Source organism: Tolypothrix tenuis PCC 7101 (assembly GCF_963874875.1).
Taxonomy (GTDB): domain Bacteria; phylum Cyanobacteriota; class Cyanobacteriia; order Cyanobacteriales; family Nostocaceae; genus Aulosira; species Aulosira tenue.
This window is the reverse complement of sequence record NZ_CAWNJS010000001.1, coordinates 7,393,373-7,419,031: the sequence shown is the minus strand read 5'-3', so window position 1 is coordinate 7,419,031 and position 25,659 is coordinate 7,393,373. Positions and strand designations below refer to the sequence as shown.

Sequence of the window (25,659 nt, the reverse complement as noted above, 5' to 3'; positions counted from 1 at the left end):
ATGCCACCTTTAGATAAAAGTTTTTTCAGCTATGTCCAGAGTGGATAACTTTAATTCCTGCAGCAGTCTACTAAATCGATGTGTCCAAGTGTGGTGTTGTAGACAATAAGCTTGTGCAGCTTCAGCAATCCTTTTGCGTTCAGCAGGATGATTCAGGTAATAGGATATTTTGTCGTGCAAATCAGATAAATTATCCCAAGCTGCAACATTTTCCCCAATTTGAAATAACTCTCTTAACTGAGGGCAATCTTGAGTTAAATAAAATCCCCCATTTATCGGAATCTCAAATTCCCGCAGTCGCACCTGCCGACGTTCTCTAGATGTTCCCGGTATACCCATAAAATGGGTGAAACCTAGATTGATTGCTGCTCCTTGAACTAGTGGAACAAAGTCAGAATTACTATAAGAACCTTTAATACATTGAGTGGGCACTTCATGAGAACTCACTGCTAGTGATGAAGTTGGACGAAGCCGGTGTTTCACAGTCTCCCAAAATCTTCCCCAACCTTCTTGCTGTATGCGAGGCAAAAGGTAGTAATGCAAGTCATGAAGATTTTTGCGATAAGGTTGTGCATTGTCTGGGTCAGGACTAGTACGCAGCCAGTTATGTCCATAAATCTGCAATGGAATATTTTGTTTAGCTAAATCAGCAAGCATTTGCCGCCGAAAAAGCCAAGGAGAACCAAGATAAAGAACTCCTGCAAATGGGATATTTTTTGTTGGGGTCTGAGTCGTAGATACTGGTGGATTTGCTGCCATTGGCATATAGTAAGGACGTATCCCAGCACGACGCAGACCTTTCCAGTATTCCATTTGGGCACATGCTACGCGATCAAAATATTTGCCTATGCGAAGAATACGATACCACTGTCCTAATAAATCTACGTGATAATTGACCATAGGAACATCAAGAGCGCGTAGCTGCTTGGCTGTCTCAACTTCTAGAACATCATCATAGATAACAGCAAAGATTAGATCGAGTCGTCCTTCTGCTTTTAAACGTTTTGCAGTTGTTAATAGTTGAGTATTAATCTGATGGTTATTTTCCAAACCTTGATTACTCCATGATTTACCCATGTGAGTACCGTAGAAAAACTCTTCTACTGAGCAGCCCAAACGCCGCCAACCTTCTGAAAGATTTGCAGGCATCCAGCCATCTTTACAAAGGACAGTAAGAACATGCATTATAGTTGAGCAATTACAAGAAAAGTTTATCTTGATATTTTTTACACAAGAGATGTAGTTTAACTCTGTAATAGTCAAGATCACTGAGCAACACTAACTATCGCAAAAGCACCACCCTGTGTAAGTTGTTTAACATAGGGAAGCAAACGTATGAGTGCGGGCAATCCTAGTAATCTTAAAAGTGGAGATCGCAATCGCTTATTTGAGATCCGGTACACTTGTGCTGCTATTGAGCGTGAATCTGTAGCATCAGCGATTACTCTTAAATATAGGGAAGTTGCTAAATTCTGCCATGAAGGAGGCTCAAAAATTGCTGGATTGGCTTTAAATCCTACATCCTTTAATACTAGTGACAAGCTATCTGGTGTCCACTTATTCACATGATTTGGTGGCATATCGGGACAGCCTGTTAATTTTTCCTGACGGATCATTGCTTCACCATTTGGTACTGTAATAACAAGTTTTCCACCTTCACATAAAAGCTGTCGACATTGAGTTAGCACTGAGCGAAATTCTGCAATATGCTCAAGTACTTGAAATAAAACAACAACCTGGAATGTTCCAGATTCAGATTTGACAACTGTTGACAAATCACGAAAAATTTTGATTCCAGACTTTTCTAATGGTTCTCTTGTTAACTCACTAGCTTCTACTGCATAGCGTTGCCACTCTGACCCGAGGTTATTTAGAAACATTCCTGCACCTGCACCTATTTCAAGAATCCGACCTTTGCCAATCGGTATGAGAGCTTCTTGAATAGCTATATCGTAGTCCCATCGCCAAGTTGGGTATCCTTTTTGCTCATGGAGGACACTGTAAAATTCTTCATCACCACCCACAAATGGATACCCAAAAGCAAATTTACACTCTCTACATTGTAAAATTATGCATTCTTCTCCTTGCCACAGGTTGCTGATAGATGCTTTTAGTCGGTTGTGGCGGTCAGAACTACGAGTAATTGGGCAAAAATAAGTTGCTGCTTCCGAAGCAGTGTAACGATAGAGGGGAGGCTCAGAGCAAAGTGTTCCACAAACTGGACATTGAACTGATACTAAAGAAGATGCTAAGTTTATGCTTTTTGAATTCATAGTCAGTAAATTTTGAGAGAAGTCAATGTGGTGTCAGGAAGAAGTATTTTTTGTAATTAATACATACTCAGCATAGTCAATAACAACAATAGTTCAATTAGAATTGTTGTGTGTCAAGAGTTGATATAGACTCTCATACTGGTTTAAAATTACATCAGAGGAAAAACAATTTTCAGCACGCTGACGACATTTATAGCGCTCAATAATTGGCAATTGCTGAACCGCAACAACACCTTCTTCAATGCTATTAATTAGATAGCCATCAATACCATGACGCACAATTTCTGGTAGTGCACCTCTTGGAGAAGAGATAACAGGAGTACCACAAGCCAAAGCTTCAGCGAAAACAATACCAAAAGGTTCTTCCCACTCTATTGGCACAATCATGGCAGCAGCTTGACCTAGTAGCTCATTTTTCTGAGCATCGTTAATAGACCCGATGTACTCAATTCCATCCTTACCAAGATGAGGAACAATTTCTTCTTGCCAGTATTGACCTGCTTCTCCATCTGTACTGTGATTACCAGCAATAATTAATGTTCGTCCTGTTTTACGGGCAATAGCGATCGCAGTATGTGCTCCTTTAATTCGTTCTACTCGACTCAGAAAAACTAACGGAGCATCTGCTGCAACAGTTGGTTGAAAAGTGTATTTCTCTAAATCTACACAATTGTGAATGGTATGCCATACTCCTCCACCTGTTTGCCCAACATGACAGATATAATCACTGCAACCAGTAAAAGTAAGAGAATCTTGTGCAACTTTTATACCCCAGCTAGTAGTGCGATGGCTGGGATATCGCTGATAAGACATGACCTTGGGTAGACGAGAGCTTAGCAAAGGTAGCAAATAAAAGACGCGAGAAAAACTGTGAACAACATCAGGTTGAAATTGTTGCACCGCTGACCATAAGGTGATTGTGTTCTTTACGACATCAAATTTGTTGTGCGATCGCTTTCCCCGCCAAGGAAAAAACTGATTTGCTCTTGATCTTGATTCAGGGTGAGCAACAAGTCCAACGTTGTGACCACGGGATTGTAACCCAGTGACTAACAAATCAACTATACGTTCAATACCACCATAAAGCTGTGGTGGAACTGGGAGTTCAGGGTCAGCAGTTAGTAAAATACGCATTTCAGGCTGCCCAACGTTTATCGTTTCTAAGTGGACTATTGCGTGGAACAAAAATGAAATCTGCTTGCCATAGAGATTGATCTAGAGGTCGGCGAGTAAGACCACAGATATCGTAGGCAACCCAATTCCGTTCATTGAGCCAGCCAACTAATTCTGCCAATAAAGCTGCATTTTGATGAATATCAATGAGATTCACCTCAGCTAAAACCATCTTCATGAGCGAAAGAGATTTTTCTGCTCCTTTGAGAACCTCTAGTTCATAACCTTGAACATCTAGCTTTAGTAACTCAGGGGAAATTCCATTGAAGTGTTCATGGACAATAGCATCTATAGTCGTCATGGGATAGAACTTGACTGGAAAGTTCTGTGGAAAGTGCTCAATAAGTACTGAAGACGCTGTTTCAGCCTCATTAAACTGTACTTTTTCCTGAGCTTCTGCTCCCAATAAAACTGGAATTACTTGTACTGCAGGATTTTGAGAAGTTAATTGCTGCAACTGGTGTACGCGATTTTCTAAAACTTCAAAACAGGTAATTTTGGCGTTTGGAAAGCTTTGAAGGCATAACTTGGCAAATTCGCCTTGATAAGCTCCAACATCAAAAATATGTTTAGGTTTAAAACCAACTTTACTAAGCCTTTCAACAGCAACTGGTATTTCAGGAATATGTAATTTCTGTGCTAAATACTGTCTAAGATTTTTTTTAAAAAACATAAATTTAATTAAAATTGTCGTTTAATTACTAAGTGTTTGCCTAACCAAGGAATTAATTGGCCAACTTCAGGATATTGAGACAAAATTTTTTACTGTCCTACTGTATTAGTTGCAGTGATGCTTAAACCAGCTTGTAGATAATGCTTTTTTCAAAATAAATAATTGTTTGCTATTCTGTTTATGGTTCACAAAATAGATAGACAAGAATTAACTTGTTCTGCAATGTTCTTTAAAGTTGGACAGGATTTAACAATATTAAAAATTTCTTGCCGAGTAGCATTAGCTGTTTCACTATCTAACATATTTATAGCTAACTGAGCTAAAATATCTGGTGTTTTCGCTAAAGGAAGAATTCCCTGATTCCAACTGTAACCACGACAGCCTGGTTGAGTAGTAATCACAGGAATTTGCCAACCAAGAGCAATCGCTAACTTTGTACTACAACCTCGTGAATAGCAAAAAAGTGGATGAACAAAGCAACTCCAAGTACTTGCTTCTGCTTCTAATTCTTCATTAGAAAGTTGCCCTAAATATTCTACAAAGGAGAAGCGTTGACTAATAAACTTACTAGCATTCTCAGGCCCACCTACAAGTCTCAAGCGCACATTAGTAGGCACTATTTTCTCTAATGCTTCCAGAAATAAAATCAAACCTTCTCTGTTGGGAGAATGATCGATTGTACCAACAAAGCCAAGTCGTGAAGAGTGGGGACTCCATGTTAGAGGATTGATAGGAATTGTTCGTGGTAACCAAGTTACATTTTTTGCTCCTAACCAATGCTCAATTTCTGCTTCAAAGGAAGAAAGACAAAAGACATAATCAATGTACTGACGATGTATACATTCTGCTACTAGGCTTTGAGCTAATACCCGTAAATCAGTTGACGAAAATTTACTGAAATTACTGTCCCCGTATTTTGTACGAATATTATGAAAGATATCAGTACTTTCTAAACCATGAGAGAGCAAAATTATCTTACATTGATCTCCAAGACTTTCTCGAATAGTTTGTGCTATGGGAGCAGTATCTACTTGATTCAGAAAAATCCATTTTATATTATTTTTTTTAGCAGCATAAACCACTTTTTCGGCTAAATCTACAGGTAACCGATTGACATATGGTCTTGGTTGTAGCTTACGTTTTATACGAGTTAAAATCTTAGTTTCAGTACTATAACTAAGAAATGAAATAGCAAAGCCAACAGTTATTAAAGTATTTATATACTCTCGTGTACATATTTGTACTCCACCTGGAGTATCTTTCAAGTACTTCTGCTCAGAGACAAATAATGCTGGCTCTGAATTTATATTGTTTACTGTAGATAAAATATTCATTTAACTTAGTTATTTAGTTAGTAACTACTTGCTGTCGATGTCGCCATTCATTTAAAGGTTTTTCAACTAAGCGATAAAAGATATAACTAGCACTAATTGCTACAATCCAACTAAATATCTGAACCAAAAAAAATGTTGAACTTTGCACAGTAATAAATCTTATACCTAGGCTAATAACTCTTCCTCCAAAAGGAAGATGTAATAAGTAAAAAGAATATGACATTAAACCAATAACTTTCAACCATTTAATGATATATATAGAAGAAATCTTATTGTCTATAAAGTACTGAAAATAAAGTATTATTGAAAAAATACTACTAAATAAAAGTTGATAATTATGTAATTTTATTGTCAAAAATAAGCCTATAATTACCATGCCAGTCATTAAAGACAAATATAAATTATGTTGATATCGATGATTTTTATATTTTGATAATAAAGCATTAAATAGTAGCATACCACAAAAAAATTCAGGCCAATAAATAATAAATCCTAATCTAGAATCATAATTTATAACAAAAGAAATTAAAGCTAAAGCCAATGCGAGAAGAATAATTATTTTATCTGTGTGGACTTGATTCCTAATGGCTAAAAAACATGCACAAATTATATAAAAACCTATTTCTACAACAAGTGACCAGTAAACTACAACATAAAATGGTACTTGCAAATAAGGTTGTATTAAAAATACATTTCCCATCCATGACTGCCAATTTGAGGGAAAATTATCTAAAAAATTTGTTTTATTAAAAGGAGATGATATTAAATTTATAGCTATAGTAACTAAAAATGCAACCCAGTAAGTAGGTAACAAGCGCCAAAACCTATTTTTAATAAATTTCCAACTACTATCTTTTTTCCCAGATAAATTATAAACGCTAGCCGCTATGCAGTAACCACTAATCACAAAAAAAAGGTGAACTCCCAACCACCCAGAGGATGCAATTGATTTCAGTATCTCGACCATTGGGTGAAGAGATTTATCATAAGTAGTGCCAAAACTGTGAAAAAGCATCACCCATAAGGCTGCAATACCACGCCAATGATCTAAGGTTTTGTATTGCGGATTCCATAATTGCATAAATATATTTATTCAACCTAAGCTATTTTTTTTAAAAGAGTCAATACTCAAACAAATAGGCCAATTATTGTGGCTCAAAAACAACTTACAAAGTATTTTTTTGATGATGAGCAATTCTGTGAATTCGTTTTGCTAACTTCCACCCTAAAGTATTTGCAAATAGTTGAAATAATAAACCACCACCACAAATTAAATTACAACCCCCTAAGGAATTAACTTTAGCTTCTGCATCGCGTACTAGGTCAGGAACATCGGGGTAAGCAGCATATATAAACCCTTGAAAAGCTGTGGCACAAGCGTTACGTACACGTGAGCTATTTTCTAGAGCTAGTAAGTAGTTTGAACAAAGTTGTATAGATTGAAAAGCAGATTTAAAAGCGTCTCTAGAAGTTTTGCTACTTAGACTACCTGAAATACCAGAGCGATAATAACTTTTTGCACCAGAGCAAAACTTAACTCCTTTGCTAGCTAGTACTACACGGAAGAAATATTCTCCATCGTCGTTGAGAGATAAACTGTCATTCCAAGAACCTGCTGCTTCAGCGATCGCACGAGGAGTTAACCATGCGTGGAGAGGCATCATTCCTCCTCCTGTCCAAGAGCAAATTAGCCAGTCCAAAGGTGACAAATCATTCCAAACTGGCTCTGCAATAAAGTTGGCTTCTGTCGGTAAGCTGTAAAACCTTGCCCACTCTCCTGCGACAATATAGTTAGTATTTTCTTCACGTAGAAGAACTTGCATCTGTAGCTCAATTTTATCTGGTGCTAAAAGGTCATCTGCATCTAGATACTGAATATAGTCTCCCTGCGCTTCCTGAAAAGCACGATTTCTGGCAGCACTTGCTCCACGTTTTTCTTGGCTAATGATTTTTATCAAAGGCGAAGTAAAGCTTTTTGCAATTTCAAGACTTTTATCAGAAGAGCTATCATCAACAACAATAATTTCTTTTTGTGTCCAAGTTTGTGCTAAGATCGATTCTAAGGTTTCTGCAATCCAATCCTCAGCATTATAGCAAGGAATTAAAATCGAAACTAAGCTGTCAGGCATACTTTGACCTCTATTCTAACCAAATATTTCTTGCCACCTATTAACTACAGATTCATTGGAAGGTGGTTTATTTTGATAAAACCAAGGTTCCGATAGATACTTTGCATATAATGTATCGTCCCGATCAATTTCAATAATTTTCTCAATAATTTCATCAAAAGAACTGTATAGTATTTTTATTTTAATTTCTCTACTTATACTTTTGAATTTTCTTTTGATTTTATCTCCTGGCTTAATAAAAGTTAAGGGACGCATATCTTTAAAGTCTGCATTAGAATTTAATTCTACAAACTTTAGAAGTGGGCATCTATTCTCTTTAAAATAATCATGGGTATTCACAAAACTATTAGTATTAAAATGCCGACCAATATAAGGATTACCCCAGTAAATAGGTAAACTATTTACTACCATTGGATCTAATAGTTTTTCTGTGTTGTAGCCAGGGTAAGAGTAATTTTCAAATGCTATAGTGAACTTATACTGACTTAAAAAGTCTCGCTTCCGTTTCCATTTAGAAGTTTGTTGTATTGTAGAGTCAATTCCAGGCATATTATTCATTGACTTACCTGGAGCATCTACAGGCTTATATTTAGATAATGCTCTATAAAATTGTTCACGTAATGGAACCTTATTACTATAAATAAAATTACAAAACTTTGTTTTTTGAGCAATTTGAGCGTCTAAATCTAAATTTGTTTTGACCAGTACATTAGGATCAAATCCATGCCACTGGATACGCATATATCTAGGATTGTTGATTTCCTCCTCATAAGGCACTCCGAAAGCCCAATCACACAAATTCATATCGGGTGTCATATTTTCGCAATAATAGCCAATTCTAATATATTCACCCTTTGGAGGAATATCATTTCCGTATGGACCAAAAATAATAAAATCTGGTTTTTCCGTTTTAACAAAGCTATACTTATCAGCAACACAGTTGAGAATTTCTTGTATTCCTGCTTCATAAGTTATTCCATTAATAAACTTAATTTTTATTTCTTTTTTCATGGAATGGCATTATATTCTGAGTTTTTAATTTATTTAAACTCATAAAGTGATATGATATAAAATAATTTATTTATTTAGATTCTTAAAAAAAATTAAATAATTTAAGTTTCTAGACTTTTAAAAGTGCGACCTAAATTTGAGATTTTTCTGATACCAAATAAGAATCTATAAACTGGTCTGAGTATCTGCTTAATAACTTTATTTAGCTGAAACGGAAGCGAAAACAAACAGATACATAATATATCTGCGAACCATTCAGCGAAAGTAAATTTATTGACAAGGAGTAGCCTAAATTTTTCCTTAACGTATGGGTATGTAGTACTAGCTCCACCTGAAAAGTGAATAACAGCTGGACTATACTCTGAGAAGTCATACCACCATTTATTCCTTATGTGTGGTTGTGGTGGGTTATATAATTTAGATTGACCAACAACAACATTCAATTTTGCTGTTTCAGGGCAAGAAGCTAAATCACTGAGAATATTTCCATCATCAAGGATACATTGTCCTCCATTTGTAGCGATCGCGATGGAGAGAAGAGGCTCTTCATTACACCATCCACGATGTCTACTAAAACCTAACTGATCATAGTATGGCTCTAAGCTTCTTGCCGTATTGTAAATAATTGTAGCTTTTTCGCCTGGTTCTATGTAGTAAATACCTCCATTAAATCTAGGAATATGATTAATATTAAATTTCTTACATATATCTTCTGCTAAAGCGCCACACCATTCTCCACAAAAAATAGGAAAACCTACTACAGATACCGTATTACCTGCAAATTTTTCAAAAATTGGTTCCAGATTCCTAAAGCATAAACAGTCTGAATCAATAAATATAGATTGTGCTGTAGGAGCTAATTTATCTAAATATAATTTGGATGATATACCCTCAGCAATTGAATTTTTATCAATTTTAACTATTTCAATGGATTCTAAACCTCTAGGCTTTTCACATTTTAAATCAGTTATAATAAAAAATTTGATTGAGCTATCTTGATGATGTTGTATAAAAGATCTGGCTAAGGTAAATGCATAATCTAAATAAGATTTACTACCGATTGCTATAGTGAAAACTGATCTCATATTAATTTATCTTTAATTACAATAAATTCATTTAATAGCTTCGACATATAAACTTTCTGATTCTCTAACTTTAAGATCAATTGCTAGCTCTTTCATGCGACTTTCACCAAAAGACATTTTTTTGACTTGTGAAAATCCAGTTTTTTCTAAACAAAATTTTAAAGTTTCATAATCATAGGCAAATTTATGCTCACCAAATTGGTGAAAAACAACATTAACTAACTCCATTTTAGTATTGTATTTAATTCCTAAATGGCAATCTATAAAATCAGAAGTAAGAGGTCTAGTTACGCTTAATGCTTCCCATCCTGGAGAATTGTAAGCAATTAAGAATTTTTCAGCATCAGGAACTACAATGCGAATAACGCCTCCAGTCTCTAGAACCCGAAAACAATCAGCTAAGAGCAATTGTGCTTCTTTTTCATAATCAAGATGCTCAAGAAAATGCTCTGTAAAAATTGCTTTAACAGAATTATCTTCAAAGGGAAGATCTTTACTACAATCAAATGTGCAATTAATACCTTTATATTCAGCAAAGTCTATGTTAATCCAACCGTCTCTACCTTGAGAACCGCATCCAATATTAACTAATAAACCTTTATGCTGATGAAATCTCTTTAAAGTTTTATTTCTTTGAGATTTAAGTTTTTTGGCATAACGCCATTTACCAAGGTAGAAATTATACTGTTGCAATGAAGGAAATAAATTATATAATGTCCTTCTCAAAGTGCTTTTTATATCATTAGTAAGATTCATTTTGATTTTTCCTTTAATCTTAGTTATGTAGAATAATGTTCAGATTTTGAAGATATTTACCAAGGCAATACAGGGAATTTATTCTTATTCCATACGTTACTTCATATATCTGTTTTTCAATGTTGGAATTAATAACCGAAAAAATGAGCGCATATTAATCTATATGCCAAGCTTAAACTTTAAGTTATAATTTTTACAAATAGAATTAATATATTTTGAATTTATTTTATAAATATAGTTAAGATATTGATTATATTACTCCTTTAATTAAAGGACTTAAGATTGCTTTGTGACTTTTAGCTACAGCTACAAAGTTAGAATAACTGTAATAATCCCCGAAAGTTTCAATATCATACACAAATAACCCATTCGGCTTTAAGCAAAATACTTCATAACCACAAGATTCTAGGATTTGATATGCTTCTCTCAGGCTGCTACTTGTATGTAGCCAAGGCTGATTATATTCAAACTGAATGATACCTATATAATTAGCCTCAAGCAATAATCTCGCTCCTTGTATTACCTTTAAGTCATAACCCTCTGTATCAATTTTTAAAAAATCAATTTGCTTCCAACCTATAGAATGAATTTCTCTGTCAAGCGTTGAAATTACAACTCTTCTTTTAAAACTGATTTGACCACTATAGGTTTCTGTAAAATTTTGTATCAAGGAAGACATTTGACCTTTATTTGGCTGCTCATAAAAATCAGACATACCAGCACAGTCTGATAATGCAAGATTACATATTTGAGTGTTTGAATTCTCCAAAAATCTCAATCGAAGTGATTCATATGCCTCAATTGCAGGCTCAAAAATCAAGCCAATAACGTTAGTATTTTCACTGCCTAATTTTAGGAATTTTTCTGTCCAATCTCCAATATTTGCACCAACATCAACAAAGGAGTGGCAAAATGGAGCAGTATGTTCCAATAAGAAATATTCTCCATTTAGTTCAGGATTACAAGAATTAGCTGAGTAACGTTGTCGAATAACGAGTTCAGTTTGATTTTTTATTTTTAAAGCTAAAATAGTTGCAAATCTAGAATTAGATAGAGCAGTATGTATTCTAGTAATAAATTTTAATATAAATGTTTTAACCAGACTTATACAATTAGTGGCATTCTTTTTGAGCCATAATTTTAATATTAATATCCAATAATTTAAAATCAATTTAAATTTTGATTTATGATTCCATTTATAATCGTAATAAAGATATTGAAAATTTGTAAGTTTTTCCACCTCTTTCTGTTCAGTTTCTTCTAAAGTTTTATTCATTAAGTGCATTACAAAAGAAGAAGATATTAAACAATGTTTAATATTGTATTGCTGTAAGGTCTGTGCATAATCTAGGTCGCAATACCAAAATTCTAAATTTTCGTCGAGTTTTCCTATTGTGTCGAATATTTCTCTTTTAACAAAGATACACCACCCAACTAATATACCGTTGTTATAACCTATAATCGGTGAATGGTTTTTTTGAAACCCTCTTTTAAGGTGAAATTCAGGACAGTATGGACTAGCACTTAATAGCAAAGGGTCTTTGTCCATTTCCTTCAATATTTCACTAGCCCAATTTTTTTCAAAAATTAAATCATTGTTACAAAGACAAACGAAAGGGCTGTTAGTGCTTTGAATACCAAGATTTAGATAACGATGAAATCCAAATTTTTCTTCAGGATAGACAGTCAGAGTATGTTCATATTGATATGGTTTTAAACTCTTATTAGATTCTATTACTAAAATTTTAAAATTTATTGTTTCAGGGTCTTCACTATTTATTAATGAATTTACTCCCTGAATAGTAATCTCTTTAAGAGCATCGTTTTTAGCGTAACTTAAAATAATAATATCTATATCATATTTAGTCATATAAATAACTCCTATTCATTTTTTTGCTACAGTTACAAATTGAATATACCTCATGTCTTTTATCGCATTTCTTAGCAAAAAATTAAGAATATTATATTTTTTGCCGTAAGTTGCATTAATACCTTGAATATTAATTATTTTTAATCCACAGTCTTCATGAAGTCTTATAATACTTTTTTTAGTGAAAAAACGAATGTGAGTTTTATCTAAGATTCCAGCGTCTTCGTACTTCCAATCTTGTGTTTTCAGAATATTATATATCGTAAAAAAGTGTAAAATGTTTGGAATCGAACTAATAATATATCCATTAGGTAATAATAGTTCTTGAGCATATTTAAGTGTTTGGTATGGATCAATTAAATGTTCCAGTACATCATTAAAAAATATACAATCAAATTTTTGAGATTGTAGAGCTATATGTCTATCAAATGGGCAATTTAGAACATTATCAATATTTTGTTTGGCTTCTAATGCAGAATCAACGTCAGGTTCTACACCCCATACAGTACATCCCAGGCGCTCTTTCAAAAATTTTCCAAAATATCCTGAACCACAACCAACATCTAAAACATGTTTAATTTCAGACGGAACAAAGGAGAAAATATCTTGTCTGGTATTTGAGTAATATTCTTTAGATTTATCTGTATATAGATTTATAACATTCATAACAATTAAGTAACTTAAAGAGTAAAAATTCTATTGAATAAAAGCTAAAGTTTCTACCAAGCATTCATTGAGTACAATGTTTCCCCAAGCGGGATTCCAAACACCTATATTTTCTTGCTCATTAAATGGCAGTATTTCAAATCTAGGGTAACCAATTATAATGTCATAATCAATCCTACTAGTATTCATAAAATTACCTTCTCCTATACTAAATCCCATGTAATACATTCCTGGAGACAAATTCAATTTTGCTATTTCTAGTTTAATCGTAGTTATTTTTTTTGGTTCAACAGCGACTACATTACTAACAAATGCTCCTATAGGATTACCCATACTATTAAATATAGTGCCTCCAATTGAAATATTTTCAATTTTCTTTTCCGCTAAAATTGAAATTTCAAAACCTATTGTTTCCTTAAAAAGAACTTGCGTATTACCAGATATCATTTCAACTGATTTAAAATAAATATCTTTTAAATTCTTATTTAGTCTGTATTGTGAGATTTCTTTACTATCATCTACAGAGTATGAAACTAAATATTTCTCAATGGCATCAAATACATTACCTTGGTATTTTATCTGTCCCTTTTCAATTAAGATCGCAGACTGACATAATGTACTCAAGGCATTCATATTATGGCTGACAAACAAAACTGTCCGTCCTTGATTTTCTGCGACATCTTCCATTTTACCCAAACACTTTTTCTGAAACTGAGCATCCCCTACTGCTAGCACTTCATCTACTACTAAAATCTCTGGCTCTAAATGCGCCGCCACTGCAAACGCTAAACGTACATACATTCCTGATGAATATCGCTTAACTGGCGTATCTAGAAATTTTTCAACCTCAGCAAAAGCAACAATTTCATCAAACTTGCGTTGAATTTCTACTTTACTCATTCCCAAAATAGCGCCATTGAGAAAGATATTTTCTCTTCCGGTCAACTCTGGATGAAAACCTGTGCCCACTTCTAATAAACTTGCGACTCGTCCCTTAATATTAATGCGTCCTTTTGTCGGTTCTGTAATCCGACTGAGAATTTTTAGCAGTGTTGATTTACCTGCTCCATTACGCCCAATAATTCCAACTCTGTCTCCCTGCTTAATTTCAAACGAAACATCTTGGAGTGCCCAAAAATCTTCTTGATAATTGTTAACATTAGAATTTTGATTTTTGAATGATTTAATTAAGTTTTTAGTCCCATGAGCAATAACATCTCGCAATGCAGTGTAATGTTCTTGCTGCTGATGCCCAATAATATATTTCTTACTTAAGTTTTTAACTTGAATAACAGTGTCAGACATTAGTTTTTTTAGGTTGTCACAATGGTGTTACGATTAATTAATACAAGTACTATCGTTTAATTAATTACAATGACTTCTGTAATTCTTAATTTAGAGAATGTAAAACTTACAAGTAAGTAATTCTAATGCCTATCTCAGGCAAACCTTAACTTGAAGATCAAGCAAAGATCTAAAAATTTAGATTACATCTGCAAATGTCTTTTCTGTCATACGAAAATACCAAATACCACTAACAAATAGTAATATTACTAATCCCAAAGATAAAGTAAATCCAGATATATATAACTGTGCGTCACCACCTAAAATTGCCCAACGAAAACCATCAATTACTCCGACCATTGGGTTTAAGGAATAAATAAACCGCCACTGTTCTGGCACAATGCTACTGCTGAATCCGACTGGCGATATATATAAACCAAATTGCATAATAAACGGCACAATAAAACGGAAGTCGCGATACTTCACATTTAAAGAAGCCAGCCATAACCCAGCACCCATTGAAGCAGCAAAGGCAATACAAATAAATAATGGTAGTGTGAGAATTCGCCAGGTAGGAACAAAGTTATACCAAGCCATTAATCCCAACAAGATCATCCCAGAAATTAGAAAGTCTACAAAGCTGACTGCGATCGCACTTACAGGTACGATTAATCGCGGGAAATAGACTTTGGAAATTAAGTTGCCATTACTAACTACGCTATTACTGCACTCTGAGAGAGCATTAGAGAAGAACTGCCAAGGCAACATGGCGGAAAAAACTAGGATTGGATAAGGCGCACCTTGAGAAGGTAACTTTGCCAACTGTCCAAACACGACTGTAAACACCACCATTGTGAGAAACGGACGAATGAGTGCCCAAGCAATCCCAATCGCTGTTTGTTTGTATCTCACTAAAATGTCTCGCCATGCTAAGAAGTAAAATAACTCCCGATAGCGCCACAAGTCTTTCCAATATTGCTGTTCTGTGCGTCCAGCTTCAATTACTAAACTGGGCTGATGAATGTTGTCTTTCATTGTCATGACTTAGCTAACCTTGCTTCCACCATCATCTGCACTACATCTTTCATCTTGTATTTCGCTTGCCATCCCAGGTTGTTTGCAGCCTTGGCTGGATTACCTCTACCCACTGCTAAATCTGTAGGTCGCAGGAGACTATTATCTATAACAGTATGTTCTTGCCAATCTAAGTTGACTGATGCAAAGGCTGCGGCGACAAAATCTTCTAGAGAAGTACTTTCTCCAGTAGCAATCACATAATCATCAGGGTGTTGTTGTTGCAACATTAAATACATTGCTTCTATATATTCTGGTGCCCAACCCCAGTCACGTTGAATCTGCATATTTCCCAAATAAAGTTGCTCAGTACTACCTTGAGCAATCCGACAAGCAGTAGCCACAATTTTTTGAGTCACAAATCTTTCTGGACGTAGGGGAGATTCATGATTGAACAAAATTCCCGAACAGGCAAATAAACCATAAGCTTCTCGGTAGTTAGCAACTTCCCAAAATGCAGTGGCTTTTGCTACAGCATAAGGACTTCTGGGACGAAAGGGAGTATTTTCATCAGCTGCTATGGAGCCAGTATCACCAAAACACTCGCTAGAACCAGCATTGTAGAGCTTAATCCGTTTACCTAAAAAGCGAACTGCTTCTAACAAGTTGAGCGTACCTGTGGCTATACTTTCTAAGGTTTCTACTGGTTGTCCAAAAGATAGACCAACTGAACTTTGCCCTGCTAAGTTGTAGATTTCATCTGGTTGGATTTTTGTCAGTACCTGTAAGACGCTGCGAAAGTCAGTTAAAGCCATTGACTCTAGCTTGACTTGCTCTCTGATACCTAAGTGAATCAAATTTTGAAATGAAGAAATCTGAGCATCTCGCGAAGTACCGCAGACTGAGTAGCCTTGATTGAGAAGTAACTGCGCTAGATAGGCTCCGTCTTGTCCAGATATTCCACAAATAAGCGCTTTTTTCATTAATTTGTCTCACCTCATCAAAATTGATCGGCGGTTCCACATTTACAGCACAAAGGGCACAGCAATACTCATACGTGTCAACTTAAGCTAAAAGCTATATACGGCGAGTGTTGTACAAATACCTCGCGCCCTCATCCCCTAACCCCTTCTCCCGCAGGAGAAGGGGAACTAAATCTCTTGCTCCCCTCTCCTGGTGGGAGAGGGGCTGGGGGTGAGGGCAAAACCTTGCAACTAAGCGGGTTTCACGAGTTGACATCAATGAGCAATACTGCGCCCCTACAAGCATTTGGGGATTTTATTGTAATTCTCTCAAGGCAATTGCAAAATTTAAAAAATTAAAAATTATGTGGATCTAAACCATCGCTCTTAATCTAATAGGGACACAAATTTTTGTGTCCCTATGGTGGGTTGAATAATAATAATTGATGAATTATCAAGTCGTCGAGATATCTTAGATTGTCGCCGGACTTTCTGTGGGTGTAGATGTGCTTACTTTGCGAGCATTCCGCTTACCAGTACGCTTGCGCGCACCCCCAGCCATCTCATATTCATCGCTACGTTTACCATATTTAGAAGCTACCCCAGTTAACATTCGCTCTGATAAATCGGCAAGCGATCGCTCTGCTTGTGAAACCAAAGTACCTGTTTGATCGGCCGCTGACAAAGCAATATTATGAGCCTCTAATTTTCTGCGTGTATCTTCAATTAATTCTAAAAATATTTCAACCGTAAGCCCATTTCCCAAATCTAGTGAGCCATCAATTGTCTTTAAACCAGCTATCCGACGCTGGGCTTTTTCTAAAATTACCGAAGTACGCTTTGGTCTTCCCATAGCAGTATGTCCATGTTTGAAAGGCTACACATAAGTTAACTTATGCTTAACCAATACGGAACTAGTGTTAATTGGGAATCATCAGCGATCAAATTTTCTGGTTATTTGCGTAAATTTCCCAACTTAATGGTTTTTTGTGGTCACAAATGCGACAAAACTTGTAAACACACGATTTTTTACCATAAAAACTGATTCAAAGCTGCAAATATTCGACTCAAACTTATAAATGCTCCACTCTTCATAACAAAAATTAATCCAAATCTCTAAAGATTCGACTCAAACTTATGAATACTCCACTTTTTACAATAAATGCGGTTCCAAATCTCTAAAGATTCGACTCAAACTTATAAATGCTCTATTTTTTCCAGTAAAGCATTGTTTATTTTGCGTTTTCAGGTGTCATTTTGATCGAAGCCAATTATCTTTAAGCTTCTGCTTCGCTCAAAACGACAGATGTTTGAGTGTTTGCATTAGTACATAAACCTAAAATTTTCAATGGTTCTGTAGCGAAGCATCCGAGCATTTCTACTAGTGAACTCCCCCACCGAAGGATTCCTGTGTGGATTAATTACCCCTGTGGCTTGTTGCCAAAGTTCTGGCGGTGCTACTGATAATTCATAAGTGGAGTCGCCCTTACAAACGTGGTACCACTTAGTTTGTTGGCACTCATCACACCAAAAAGCTTCTAACCACTCACCGTCTAAAGGAATTGCAGTCTTGGCTGCAACTAACATCAAGGCATCTAATCGCTTTATCCCTCGTTGTTGTAGCTGTCCAGCTCGCTCTGCAAACAACCCATATTTTTGACTCATGCTATTTAAATAGCACCCATGTTCTGGACAATATATAGCTCGTCTTTTAGAACGTTTTCGATTTCGATCACACCTTTTCTGCACTTCGGCCCTCCATATCAGTAGACATCAAACAAATCCACAAGAAGGTTGCGTTGAAGGGACTGAGATCATAAAGACCATCAAAGCCCACTTCTTAATCAACAGTGAGTTATTGAATTTTTAGAAGAAAAACTTGTGAACCAGTGCAAGTTCTAAGGAAAATGCTTCACTATCTCTTCTTTAGTAGCAGGTTTCCGTAATCCTACTTAAGGAAGTCTGCATTTGCTAGTTTGCAAAACATAACTTTTAGATTCAGCGTTCCTAAATGATAGATGCACTTTGTTTATATAGCCGCAAATTACGATTGTCAAGCCGAAGATGAAAGTAATTTAATACGTTTTTGGGAATTATGTTGCGTAATAATACTCAAAAACGTTAAGAAACAGCTTGTCGTAGAACTCTTAAATATTGTTTAGCGATAATCTCGGGCGTAAAATGCGACTGCAAATACTGACGAGATGCCATGCCCATGCGTTCTGCTAATTGTTTGTCACTATTTAATAAGCGAATAAATTCAACTAATCCATAACTGTCACCATTCTCGAAACTAGCACCACATTGGGCATCTGCGATGATTTGCCTTAAGTAAGAATACTCTGAACAAATTGCAGCAATAGGTCGCCCTGTTGCTAATGCTGGGTAAAGTTTACTGGGTGCAACTAAGCTTTCCATACCAGCTTCTACACTAACTAAGGAGAGATCGCAAGCTGTTAGAGAGTAAGGTAGTACTTCTTTATCTTGATAGGGTAAAAACAAAAAATTACTTAACCCAAGACGATTGACTGCTTGGATTACACTGTCGTGTTTTGCGCCACCTCCAATACAAACGAACTGAATCGGCTCATCTTGCAGTTGTTTGGCTGCTGCCAATATGGTGTCCATATCATGACACCGACCCATGTTACCCGAATAAAGAACAGTAAATTTATGAACTAAGTTATATTTCGTTGCAAACCAGTTATCTTTTTTGACAATTGGCACGATCAAGTCAGGATCTCCCCAACTGTGAATTACAGATACCTTATCTGCCACCTCTGGACAAGCTGCCACTACTCGCTGCTTCATGGCTGGACTCAGCACCACTATTCCTTTAGCTTTCTGCCAAACCTTTTTATTGATGGCTTGCCAAAATCTTGCTAGCCAATGATTTTTGGGGATTACACCTAAGGCGATCGCAATATCGGGATAAATATCATAAATTAAGCAGACATAAGAAAGCTTAAAAAACAGGTGAGCCAGATATCCTACTATTGGTAAAAATGGCGGGGCTGAGGTTAACAACACTACATCATGGCGACGGCAACATCTAACTAGATGCAGCACAGCACGTAAGGTAAACAAGATACCGTTGACCGCTTTACCGCGAACTCGACGTGACCAAAGTTGAGCAGTGCGCGATCGCTTAATTCTAACTCGACCTACTTGTTCTATGGCAGGGGCATAGGATGTTCCAAACGCATACCCAGGCTGACCTGTAAACACTTCAATGTTTACTCCTTGTTTACCTAACTGTCTTACCAGTTCCTCGATTAACTGTCCTGTAGCCGCGTAGTCTGGGGGGAAAAACTCAGTAATCACAGATAATTTTAGCGGTTGCTCATACCAAGTTGGATTTATAGATAGAGACTGACTAGGGACTATTGCAGGCAGTACAAACTTGTTAAAGTCCTCCTCATTCTGCTCTTTTATATGATCGAAGTTAACTTTATCACTTAACAACAAGTCTCTATCAGGAGTAAAAAATTGCTGATTCTGAGTACCTTTGTTTGTCGAGATGGTTAGCAACGATTTCTTCAGCCATTCACTGAATGTCATTGGCTATATCGTCCTTTTAAAAGATTCCTAGACCAAGAAATAACCTAGAAAGCGATCGCAGCAATCGGTTGCCTTAGTCGCTCTATACTTGCAGTTAAATTCTTTTATAAACGATGTTTGTATAAATTAGGGAAAAAACATAATTTTTTTGAATCTTTATTGCGGTTTTTTGTGAAAGAGTTTAATCAGGATACTTTCTACCTTTGCTATGATCCAGAGCCAAGGTATTATGCATTAGCTAGATTTCGCACCAGATAAATTGCTTGTTTAATTAATAAAAAAATTGCAGTCAGCAGTTGTTGCAAAATTCACCAACTCGATAGTGAATCCAGCCTAAGTGAAATAACCGCAATGATTGGAATATTTTTTTGGTAACAAATTATTTTTAAATTTTACGTCGGTTATCGGTGAACAATTTTAAATCATATATACCCATGATACACCAAAGTATTTATACTGATTTTTTAATAAAATCATTAGTATAATATATTTTAAGTATTACTGCTAGCAGTGAAATCCACAGTGGTACTTTAACCAAAATAATTAAATCAAGACCAGAGATTTTTTAGTTTTATCTGAGCTAAAGGATTTGAACCATGACTATAAAATTCTTGACGAATAGGTAATAGGCAAATCGTAACGAGTCGAAAAATTTTGAATGTAGCCTACCCAAATATTTAAAGCTGTGTGGGGAGATTGGATAAAGTTATAATACCCACCTAAAGCTAAAATTTTTTGACCCTTGACTTTTGTGAAAAACTCCGATTAAGTGTTATTGGCAAGTGTTATTGGCAGACGATTATGCCAGAAAAAACTTAATATGCTTGTAAGAGCAGAGTTAGTAGAGATATCTTAGGCTATCCAGCAGACTAGTGACAATCAATCCCGCAATAAAATATCCTATAAAACTCCTGTTTGATTTTTGGAAATACGCCTAAGGGACTTCCAGAAATTAAATTATCCATTTTTCGGAGGGAAGACCATAATTGTATTCTTCTTCCTCCTCTGCTTACCAAAGCGATTGATTATTTTTTGATTTGGAAGTCCCTAAGCTCTATGTCATTGAGGGTTGAATAATTTGTAGTCGGGGTTTTAGTTGTGTTTTTGAAGCACGAGGCGAGCAAAATCTGCCTAGAACCAGGTAAACCTGTAAAGGCTTTTGTCTAAACATAGTGAAGAATTCCGAGACTGGCTATCTAAAGGAAGGAGAGGGCTAGATATTTATATCTCAATTCTTAGCTAAGTAATGTATCATATTTTATACTTTAAAATTATATGTATACTCAGGTTGAGATTGGAAAGCCAGAATATACTTGCCTCAGTATAGCACTGTCCATATTACTACTAGGCTAATTTTTAACTTACGTAAAGATACATATGCTGACAAAGTAGTTAACTAAGCTCATCAGAACTAAGAGGAGACAGCCCCAAGCAATTTTAACCGTCTTTTGTTATAGCATCTAAATTTTGGTTGAGGTGGTTTTAAGTATAAATACTGTTTTAGATATTCTCCTCTAAAACATTGACTAGTTGTCGTTAGGAGTCTAAAACAGCTATATAAATTATTTTTTTGAGCGTTGATAGGGCAAAGAACATAAATGCCAACTCAAAACTTAATAATATGGGATTTACTTTAAGTCTAATATTTAGTTTTTCACTTATATATTTTACTTAACAAGTACAAGAGTGTATCTTACCTTTACTACAAGCAGCAATGACCAATTTTATCTAGCTGATTACACAAGATAAATAAATGATGGAGAACAATTTAACTAAGCCTTCAAGTTACGAACGCAATGGAAGTGCGATACACCAAGCATTTTCACCTCAGATTACGGCATGGTTTGACAAGGATAGTAATGATTGGGATTTACGGCAATTCCTCAGTGTTGTACAGCGACGTATGTTGATTATTGTAGGGGTAGCAACTGTTGTCATGGCTGCTGTAGGCTACTCTACATTAAAGCAAAAACCTATCTATGAAAGTAATTTTCGACTTTTAGTAGAACCTGTAAATGAAGAGAAATCTTTGTCACAACTCACCATTGATACTACCAACTCAGGTAAATCTGGGAGTTTAGATTATGAAAGCCAAATACAGGTTCTTAAAAGCCCAGAATTGATGATCAACATTGTCAAAGAGATACAGAAAATTTATCCAAATATAAATTATGATTCTCTAATGGCATTGTTAACAATTCGTCGTTTAGGACAGACAAAAATTATAGAGGTACGATTCAAAAGTGAAGATCCTCGGCAAATTAAAGTAGTTCTAGATATCATTGCTAAATCTTATTTAGAATATAGTCTGCAAAAGCGCCAAACCAAGTTAAGGCAAGGTGTACAGTTTGTTGAGAAACAACTACCAAGTATTAAAAATAGAGTAGATAGTTTGCAGAAAGAGCTGCAATTGTTCCGCCAAAGGTATGATTTTATTAGTCCAGATGCTCAGGCAACACAAATTGCCAGTCAAGTGCAAGTATTGAAAACCCAAAGATTAGCAATTGATCAACAATTAGCTATGTCTCGTGCCAGTTTTGCCAGTATGAAAGGAGAACAAGGAGAACTGGCAGCGATCAGCAATACATCTGTATATCAACAATTAATTACTCAGATACGTCAATTAGATGCTCAAATAGCTGGAGAACAAACTCGTTTTCAAGAAGATAGCCCACCTATACAAAGTTTAAAGCAGAAGAAAGAAAAGTTATTGCCATTATTAGAGGAAGAAGCCAAGAGAACTTTAGGAGTTAAATTTGCTGAGATAGCTACTCAAGTTCAGACTTTAGAAGTACAAAGCCAAGAATTAAAAAAAGCAGAAATTCAAGTTGATCGAGAAGTTAAACTATTACCAGTTTTATCGCGAAGATATACAGAACTGCAGCGAGAGCTACAAATTGCCACCGAGAGCCTGAATCGGTTTTTAACTACTCGGGAAACGCTACAAATTCAGGTAGCTCAGACAGAACTACCTTGGGAGTTGATTCAAGGAGCATTTGAGCCTGAACAACCAATATCTGCTAATATTCAACGTAGCTTAACTTTAGGTTTTATTGCTAGCTTACTTTTAGGTGTTGGCATTAGCTTGCTACTAGAAAAGGTAGATAATACATACCATACTGCTGACAGTCTCAAGGAAAAAATCAAACTACCTTTGCTGGGAACTTTGCCTTTTGATCGAAAAATCCAAGATAGTCGATATCACAATTCTGAGAACAAGGTTTTGGAAAAAATCTTACCGAAAAAGGTTTCCCGCAAAATGCCCAAAATGTCTCATATATTACAACGGCGCTCGGCTAGCGATCGCTATTACGGTCAAGGCAGATTTTGGGAATCTTTACAGGTACTGTATTCAAATATTCAACTACTTAGTTCCGATCAAACAATTCACTCTTTAGTTATTAGTTCAGCATTACCTGGAGACGGCAAATCTACAGTTTCATTCCAACTAGCCCAAATAGCAGCAGCAATGGGCAAAAAAGTACTACTTGTAGATGCTGATTTACGCCGCCCCCAAGTTCATGAATTAGCCGATCTCAGTAACCTGTGGGGGTTAAGCAGTTTAATTTCCACGAATATCCCCATAGGACAGGTAATCAGGCAAATGCCAACGATGAACAACTTATCTGTGATTACCTCTGGGCCGATACCACCCGATCCTGCAAGGTTGCTTTCTTCAGAAAAAATGAAGCAACTAATGGGCTATTTCAATAGAACTTTTGACTTAGTTATTTATGATATGCCGCCGATAGTAGGACTAGTTGATGCGAGAATGATAGCACCCTACACTGATGGGGTAGTGATGGTAGTAAGGTTAGACAAAACAGATAAATCGGGGCTAATGCAAGCTCAAGATAGTCTAAAACTCTCTCCCGTCAATATTTTAGGCATCGTTGCTAACGGAGATAAGACTAAGTACAAAGGCTACAAACATTACTATAAATATAGTTAAGCGAATTGAGCTTATAGCATAGCTATGGGGCAAGAGTCAAAAATCAAAATTTTATTTGAGTTGTGATTTTTGACTCTTACATTTTTTACGGCGATGCTAGTGCCCTGTTTGTCCATCATTTCTATTCGTAGTTACTGATGATCTAGCTGATTTCTTGCCATCCATGCATGGGCGCTATGCTTTTAGTCACCCATTCAATCATGATTGGCGGAGCTTCGGAAATCAAGATGCTGGGATAGACTGCTGTCCCCCATTCTGGATGTACTAGTACACAGCATTTGTTTTTGATGACTGGGTAATTTAGCAAAGCTTTGACAACTGCTGTGTCGTCATGAGGAACAATTCCAGGATGAGAAAGTAGCGGATAGCCTGTACGAGGATCTATGAGGTCTGTGAAATAGCTGCGATCGCGTAGATTAAAAGCTAAATCAAAACCAAACCGCATAAACTTTTCTCGTAAGCGTTCTTTCTCTTCCTCTATAAGAGGTGTAGTTTCCTGTAATTGATACTGTGATTGTTGTAAAACAATCACTACCCATAAAGTTGACTGCTGCTTCCAATCTGGTAATATCCGTTCGCAGTTGGCACAGATATACCGACTAGGAGAATGAATTGAAATCTGAACTGCTTGTCCCGTTTTGCCAACCAAATGAATGGGACAGTTTTGTTTTGAACTGTAAACTGGAGGGTAGTTCACTAAATTGATTTGGTTTTTGCAAGTTTTTCAAGTTAATTCCTGCGATCGATAATAACTCTTAAAACTTCATAAAAATCATCAAACTTGCATAAAATTTAAGTTTCCTTTGCTTGTATTGTGGATCAAGTTTACATTTTTAATCCGATTTTTATCTTTTATTAACCTATTACTAGCGAACTGACAAAAAATTTTGATATTTTCTGATGTAAATAGTTAACGACAACTACTTTCTAGAGAGTTTCCCTGCTAACATCCGAGAAACAAAAACTCACTAAAAAGCTATAAAAATTTGCCTTTATTAGTCCTCCTATAACAAGGGATAGCAATTTGAACTCAAAATATGGTTTTAGATACCGGAGAAAGGGTTTTTCTTTGCCTTTCTCCTAGCTATTAGACTTGAATTGCAGGATATAATCCTAAGGGCGATCGCACAATCTGGATCATTATACCAACTTTATTTGCAAGTAGTTGGTATTGGCTGAACAACCTATCAGGTACAAACAGGACTAAAAAAGTTAAAGATTGGCTAGATTCTTACAGGAAAAAATAGCCAATTACCAATGACTTACAACTCAGATTTTTCAGTCAATAACTGTGTGATTGTTTCAGCAATGTCAGGAGTAGTGGTTTTGTCATGTTCAAAAAAGCGAGTCATCCAAGGTAAAGCAACTAAAATCCCTGCTAAAACTACTAAAAATATAGAAATCCCTAGTAGTTGATCGCGGGGTATTTCTAGCACACCACGTAAAATTACCTCTCGCAAAGCTGAAACAATAGTAATTTCTACTGCTGCACCTACAGATATGCGTTGTGCTTGTAGGTAATCGATTAACAAGCGGAATAACTCTACCAGAATTAAAATAAACAAAATATCAGATGTTACTTCCCGTAAATCTAATGGACGTAAAAAAGAAGTAAACATATATGTCAGACGGATCAACATTACACAAAATAAGCCCAGACAGAGTGAGATAATAATAAAGTCTTGAAATATTTCTAAATTCCGTACAATTCTATCTCGTTGTAACCAATTATTTAACTCTGATATCAGGCGTTTTGGCATGGTATGTCCCCAATTTATAGAATTGCATTTATTTATCTTAGAGAATACAAATTTACAAATTGGTAACGAATAATATTGATTGAGAAATTATTATGAAATAAAAAGAATTAAAAAATGATATTTATTCCAAATATTGTGATGTAGGTTTTCAAGGCT

At 35.7% G+C, this 25,659-nt stretch carries 21 protein-coding genes; 1 reads left to right on the top strand and 20 read right to left on the bottom strand.

What is annotated here, in order from left to right; translation table 11 throughout:
* Nucleotides 1–9 precede the first annotated feature (9 nt).
* The 18 genes from AACU25_RS29295 to AACU25_RS29210 all read right to left on the bottom strand — a co-directional run bounded on the left by AACU25_RS29295 (nt 10) and on the right by AACU25_RS29210 (nt 19,791).
* Entirely contained in the window at nt 10–1,149 is a 1,140-nt protein-coding gene (locus AACU25_RS29295; protein ID WP_190445733.1) for a glycosyltransferase family protein, read from the bottom strand.
* Nucleotides 1,150–1,265: 116 nt separating this feature from the next.
* Nucleotides 1,266–2,273, bottom strand: a complete 1,008-nt coding sequence (locus tag AACU25_RS29290; protein ID WP_096581686.1) for a class I SAM-dependent methyltransferase — start codon at nt 2,271–2,273, stop codon at nt 1,266–1,268.
* 93 nt (nt 2,274–2,366) lie between these two features.
* On the bottom strand, nt 2,367–3,407 hold the full coding sequence (locus tag AACU25_RS29285) for a glycosyltransferase (RefSeq protein WP_096581684.1): 1,041 nt from the start codon (nt 3,405–3,407) through the stop codon (nt 2,367–2,369).
* A 1-nt stretch (nt 3,408) separates the two neighbouring features.
* Nucleotides 3,409–4,119 carry an FkbM family methyltransferase gene (locus tag AACU25_RS29280; RefSeq protein WP_096581682.1) on the bottom strand — a complete coding sequence of 237 codons (711 nt, stop codon included), beginning with the start codon at nt 4,117–4,119 and terminating at the stop codon, nt 3,409–3,411.
* A 185-nt stretch (nt 4,120–4,304) separates the two neighbouring features.
* Nucleotides 4,305–5,453 carry a glycosyltransferase gene (locus AACU25_RS29275; RefSeq protein WP_096581680.1) on the bottom strand — a complete coding sequence of 383 codons (1,149 nt, stop codon included), beginning with the start codon at nt 5,451–5,453 and terminating at the stop codon, nt 4,305–4,307.
* Between the two features lie 13 nt (nt 5,454–5,466).
* Nucleotides 5,467–6,534, bottom strand: coding sequence for an acyltransferase family protein (locus AACU25_RS29270; RefSeq protein WP_096581678.1), 1,068 nt, complete (start codon nt 6,532–6,534; stop codon nt 5,467–5,469).
* A gap of 85 nt (nt 6,535–6,619) precedes the next feature.
* Nucleotides 6,620–7,582, bottom strand: a complete 963-nt coding sequence (locus AACU25_RS29265; RefSeq protein WP_096581676.1) for a glycosyltransferase family 2 protein — start codon at nt 7,580–7,582, stop codon at nt 6,620–6,622.
* Nucleotides 7,583–7,597: 15 nt separating this feature from the next.
* Nucleotides 7,598–8,593 (bottom strand): glycosyltransferase family 10 domain-containing protein, encoded by a 996-nt coding sequence (locus tag AACU25_RS29260; protein ID WP_096581674.1) that lies wholly within the window; start codon nt 8,591–8,593, stop codon nt 7,598–7,600.
* 101 nt (nt 8,594–8,694) lie between these two features.
* Complete coding sequence (locus AACU25_RS29255) at nt 8,695–9,678, bottom strand: hypothetical protein (RefSeq protein WP_096581673.1); 984 nt, start codon at nt 9,676–9,678, stop codon at nt 8,695–8,697.
* A gap of 27 nt (nt 9,679–9,705) precedes the next feature.
* Complete coding sequence (locus tag AACU25_RS29250) at nt 9,706–10,434, bottom strand: class I SAM-dependent methyltransferase (protein ID WP_096581671.1); 729 nt, start codon at nt 10,432–10,434, stop codon at nt 9,706–9,708.
* A 250-nt stretch (nt 10,435–10,684) separates the two neighbouring features.
* Nucleotides 10,685–12,304 (bottom strand): FkbM family methyltransferase, encoded by a 1,620-nt coding sequence (locus AACU25_RS29245; RefSeq protein WP_096716308.1) that lies wholly within the window; start codon nt 12,302–12,304, stop codon nt 10,685–10,687.
* 15 nt (nt 12,305–12,319) lie between these two features.
* On the bottom strand, nt 12,320–12,970 hold the full coding sequence (locus AACU25_RS29240; RefSeq protein ID WP_096581669.1) for a class I SAM-dependent methyltransferase: 651 nt from the start codon (nt 12,968–12,970) through the stop codon (nt 12,320–12,322).
* A gap of 30 nt (nt 12,971–13,000) precedes the next feature.
* On the bottom strand, nt 13,001–14,275 hold the full coding sequence (locus tag AACU25_RS29235; RefSeq protein ID WP_096581667.1) for an ABC transporter ATP-binding protein: 1,275 nt from the start codon (nt 14,273–14,275) through the stop codon (nt 13,001–13,003).
* Between the two features lie 177 nt (nt 14,276–14,452).
* Nucleotides 14,453–15,289 (bottom strand): ABC transporter permease, encoded by an 837-nt coding sequence (locus tag AACU25_RS29230; RefSeq protein ID WP_096584229.1) that lies wholly within the window; start codon nt 15,287–15,289, stop codon nt 14,453–14,455.
* A gap of 2 nt (nt 15,290–15,291) precedes the next feature.
* Nucleotides 15,292–16,251, bottom strand: coding sequence for a GDP-mannose 4,6-dehydratase (locus tag AACU25_RS29225; RefSeq protein WP_096581665.1), 960 nt, complete (start codon nt 16,249–16,251; stop codon nt 15,292–15,294).
* A 451-nt stretch (nt 16,252–16,702) separates the two neighbouring features.
* On the bottom strand, nt 16,703–17,083 hold the full coding sequence (locus tag AACU25_RS29220) for a hypothetical protein (RefSeq protein WP_045867979.1): 381 nt from the start codon (nt 17,081–17,083) through the stop codon (nt 16,703–16,705).
* A gap of 470 nt (nt 17,084–17,553) precedes the next feature.
* A complete protein-coding gene (locus AACU25_RS29215) occupies nt 17,554–17,979 on the bottom strand; it encodes a hypothetical protein (protein WP_096581663.1) in 426 nt (141 codons plus the stop codon).
* Nucleotides 17,980–18,351: 372 nt separating this feature from the next.
* Entirely contained in the window at nt 18,352–19,791 is a 1,440-nt protein-coding gene (locus AACU25_RS29210) for a glycosyltransferase family 4 protein (protein WP_321206913.1), read from the bottom strand.
* A 1,756-nt stretch (nt 19,792–21,547) separates the two neighbouring features.
* Between AACU25_RS29210 and AACU25_RS29205 the strand changes: the two genes are divergently transcribed.
* On the top strand, nt 21,548–23,743 hold the full coding sequence (locus AACU25_RS29205) for a GumC family protein (RefSeq protein ID WP_096581661.1): 2,196 nt from the start codon (nt 21,548–21,550) through the stop codon (nt 23,741–23,743).
* 142 nt (nt 23,744–23,885) lie between these two features.
* On the opposite strand, the gene AACU25_RS29200 is transcribed toward AACU25_RS29205, so the two are convergent.
* Both AACU25_RS29200 and AACU25_RS29195 read right to left on the bottom strand, forming a co-directional pair.
* The gene (locus AACU25_RS29200) at nt 23,886–24,440 is read right to left on the bottom strand and encodes a methylmalonic aciduria and homocystinuria type D protein (RefSeq protein ID WP_096581659.1); all 555 of its coding nucleotides are present in this window, start codon (nt 24,438–24,440) and stop codon (nt 23,886–23,888) included.
* A 565-nt stretch (nt 24,441–25,005) separates the two neighbouring features.
* Nucleotides 25,006–25,503: a phosphate-starvation-inducible PsiE family protein gene (locus AACU25_RS29195; RefSeq protein WP_096581657.1), complete on the bottom strand. Its 498-nt coding sequence runs from the start codon at nt 25,501–25,503 to the stop codon at nt 25,006–25,008.
* Nucleotides 25,504–25,659 lie beyond the last annotated feature (156 nt).

Excerpts from the sequence above, each read along its gene's own strand:
- AACU25_RS29295 (WP_190445733.1), bottom strand. The coding sequence starts at position 1,149 with ATGCCTGCAAATCTTTCAGAAGGTTGGCGGCGTTTGGGCTGCTCAGTA.
- AACU25_RS29290 (WP_096581686.1), bottom strand. The coding sequence starts at position 2,273 with ATGAATTCAAAAAGCATAAACTTAGCATCTTCTTTAGTATCAGTTCAA.
- AACU25_RS29285 (WP_096581684.1), bottom strand. The coding sequence starts at position 3,407 with ATGCGTATTTTACTAACTGCTGACCCTGAACTCCCAGTTCCACCACAG.
- AACU25_RS29280 (WP_096581682.1), bottom strand. The coding sequence starts at position 4,119 with ATGTTTTTTAAAAAAAATCTTAGACAGTATTTAGCACAGAAATTACAT.
- AACU25_RS29275 (WP_096581680.1), bottom strand. The coding sequence starts at position 5,453 with ATGAATATTTTATCTACAGTAAACAATATAAATTCAGAGCCAGCATTA.
- AACU25_RS29270 (WP_096581678.1), bottom strand. The coding sequence starts at position 6,534 with ATGCAATTATGGAATCCGCAATACAAAACCTTAGATCATTGGCGTGGT.
- AACU25_RS29265 (WP_096581676.1), bottom strand. The coding sequence starts at position 7,582 with ATGCCTGACAGCTTAGTTTCGATTTTAATTCCTTGCTATAATGCTGAG.
- AACU25_RS29260 (WP_096581674.1), bottom strand. The coding sequence starts at position 8,593 with ATGAAAAAAGAAATAAAAATTAAGTTTATTAATGGAATAACTTATGAA.
- AACU25_RS29255 (WP_096581673.1), bottom strand. The coding sequence starts at position 9,678 with ATGAGATCAGTTTTCACTATAGCAATCGGTAGTAAATCTTATTTAGAT.
- AACU25_RS29250 (WP_096581671.1), bottom strand. The coding sequence starts at position 10,434 with ATGAATCTTACTAATGATATAAAAAGCACTTTGAGAAGGACATTATAT.
- AACU25_RS29245 (WP_096716308.1), bottom strand. The coding sequence starts at position 12,304 with ATGACTAAATATGATATAGATATTATTATTTTAAGTTACGCTAAAAAC.
- AACU25_RS29240 (WP_096581669.1), bottom strand. The coding sequence starts at position 12,970 with ATGAATGTTATAAATCTATATACAGATAAATCTAAAGAATATTACTCA.
- AACU25_RS29235 (WP_096581667.1), bottom strand. The coding sequence starts at position 14,275 with ATGTCTGACACTGTTATTCAAGTTAAAAACTTAAGTAAGAAATATATT.
- AACU25_RS29230 (WP_096584229.1), bottom strand. The coding sequence starts at position 15,289 with ATGAAAGACAACATTCATCAGCCCAGTTTAGTAATTGAAGCTGGACGC.
- AACU25_RS29225 (WP_096581665.1), bottom strand. The coding sequence starts at position 16,251 with ATGAAAAAAGCGCTTATTTGTGGAATATCTGGACAAGACGGAGCCTAT.
- AACU25_RS29220 (WP_045867979.1), bottom strand. The coding sequence starts at position 17,083 with ATGGGAAGACCAAAGCGTACTTCGGTAATTTTAGAAAAAGCCCAGCGT.
- AACU25_RS29210 (WP_321206913.1), bottom strand. The coding sequence starts at position 19,791 with ATGACATTCAGTGAATGGCTGAAGAAATCGTTGCTAACCATCTCGACA.
- AACU25_RS29205 (WP_096581661.1), top strand. The coding sequence starts at position 21,548 with ATGGAGAACAATTTAACTAAGCCTTCAAGTTACGAACGCAATGGAAGT.
- AACU25_RS29195 (WP_096581657.1), bottom strand. The coding sequence starts at position 25,503 with ATGCCAAAACGCCTGATATCAGAGTTAAATAATTGGTTACAACGAGAT.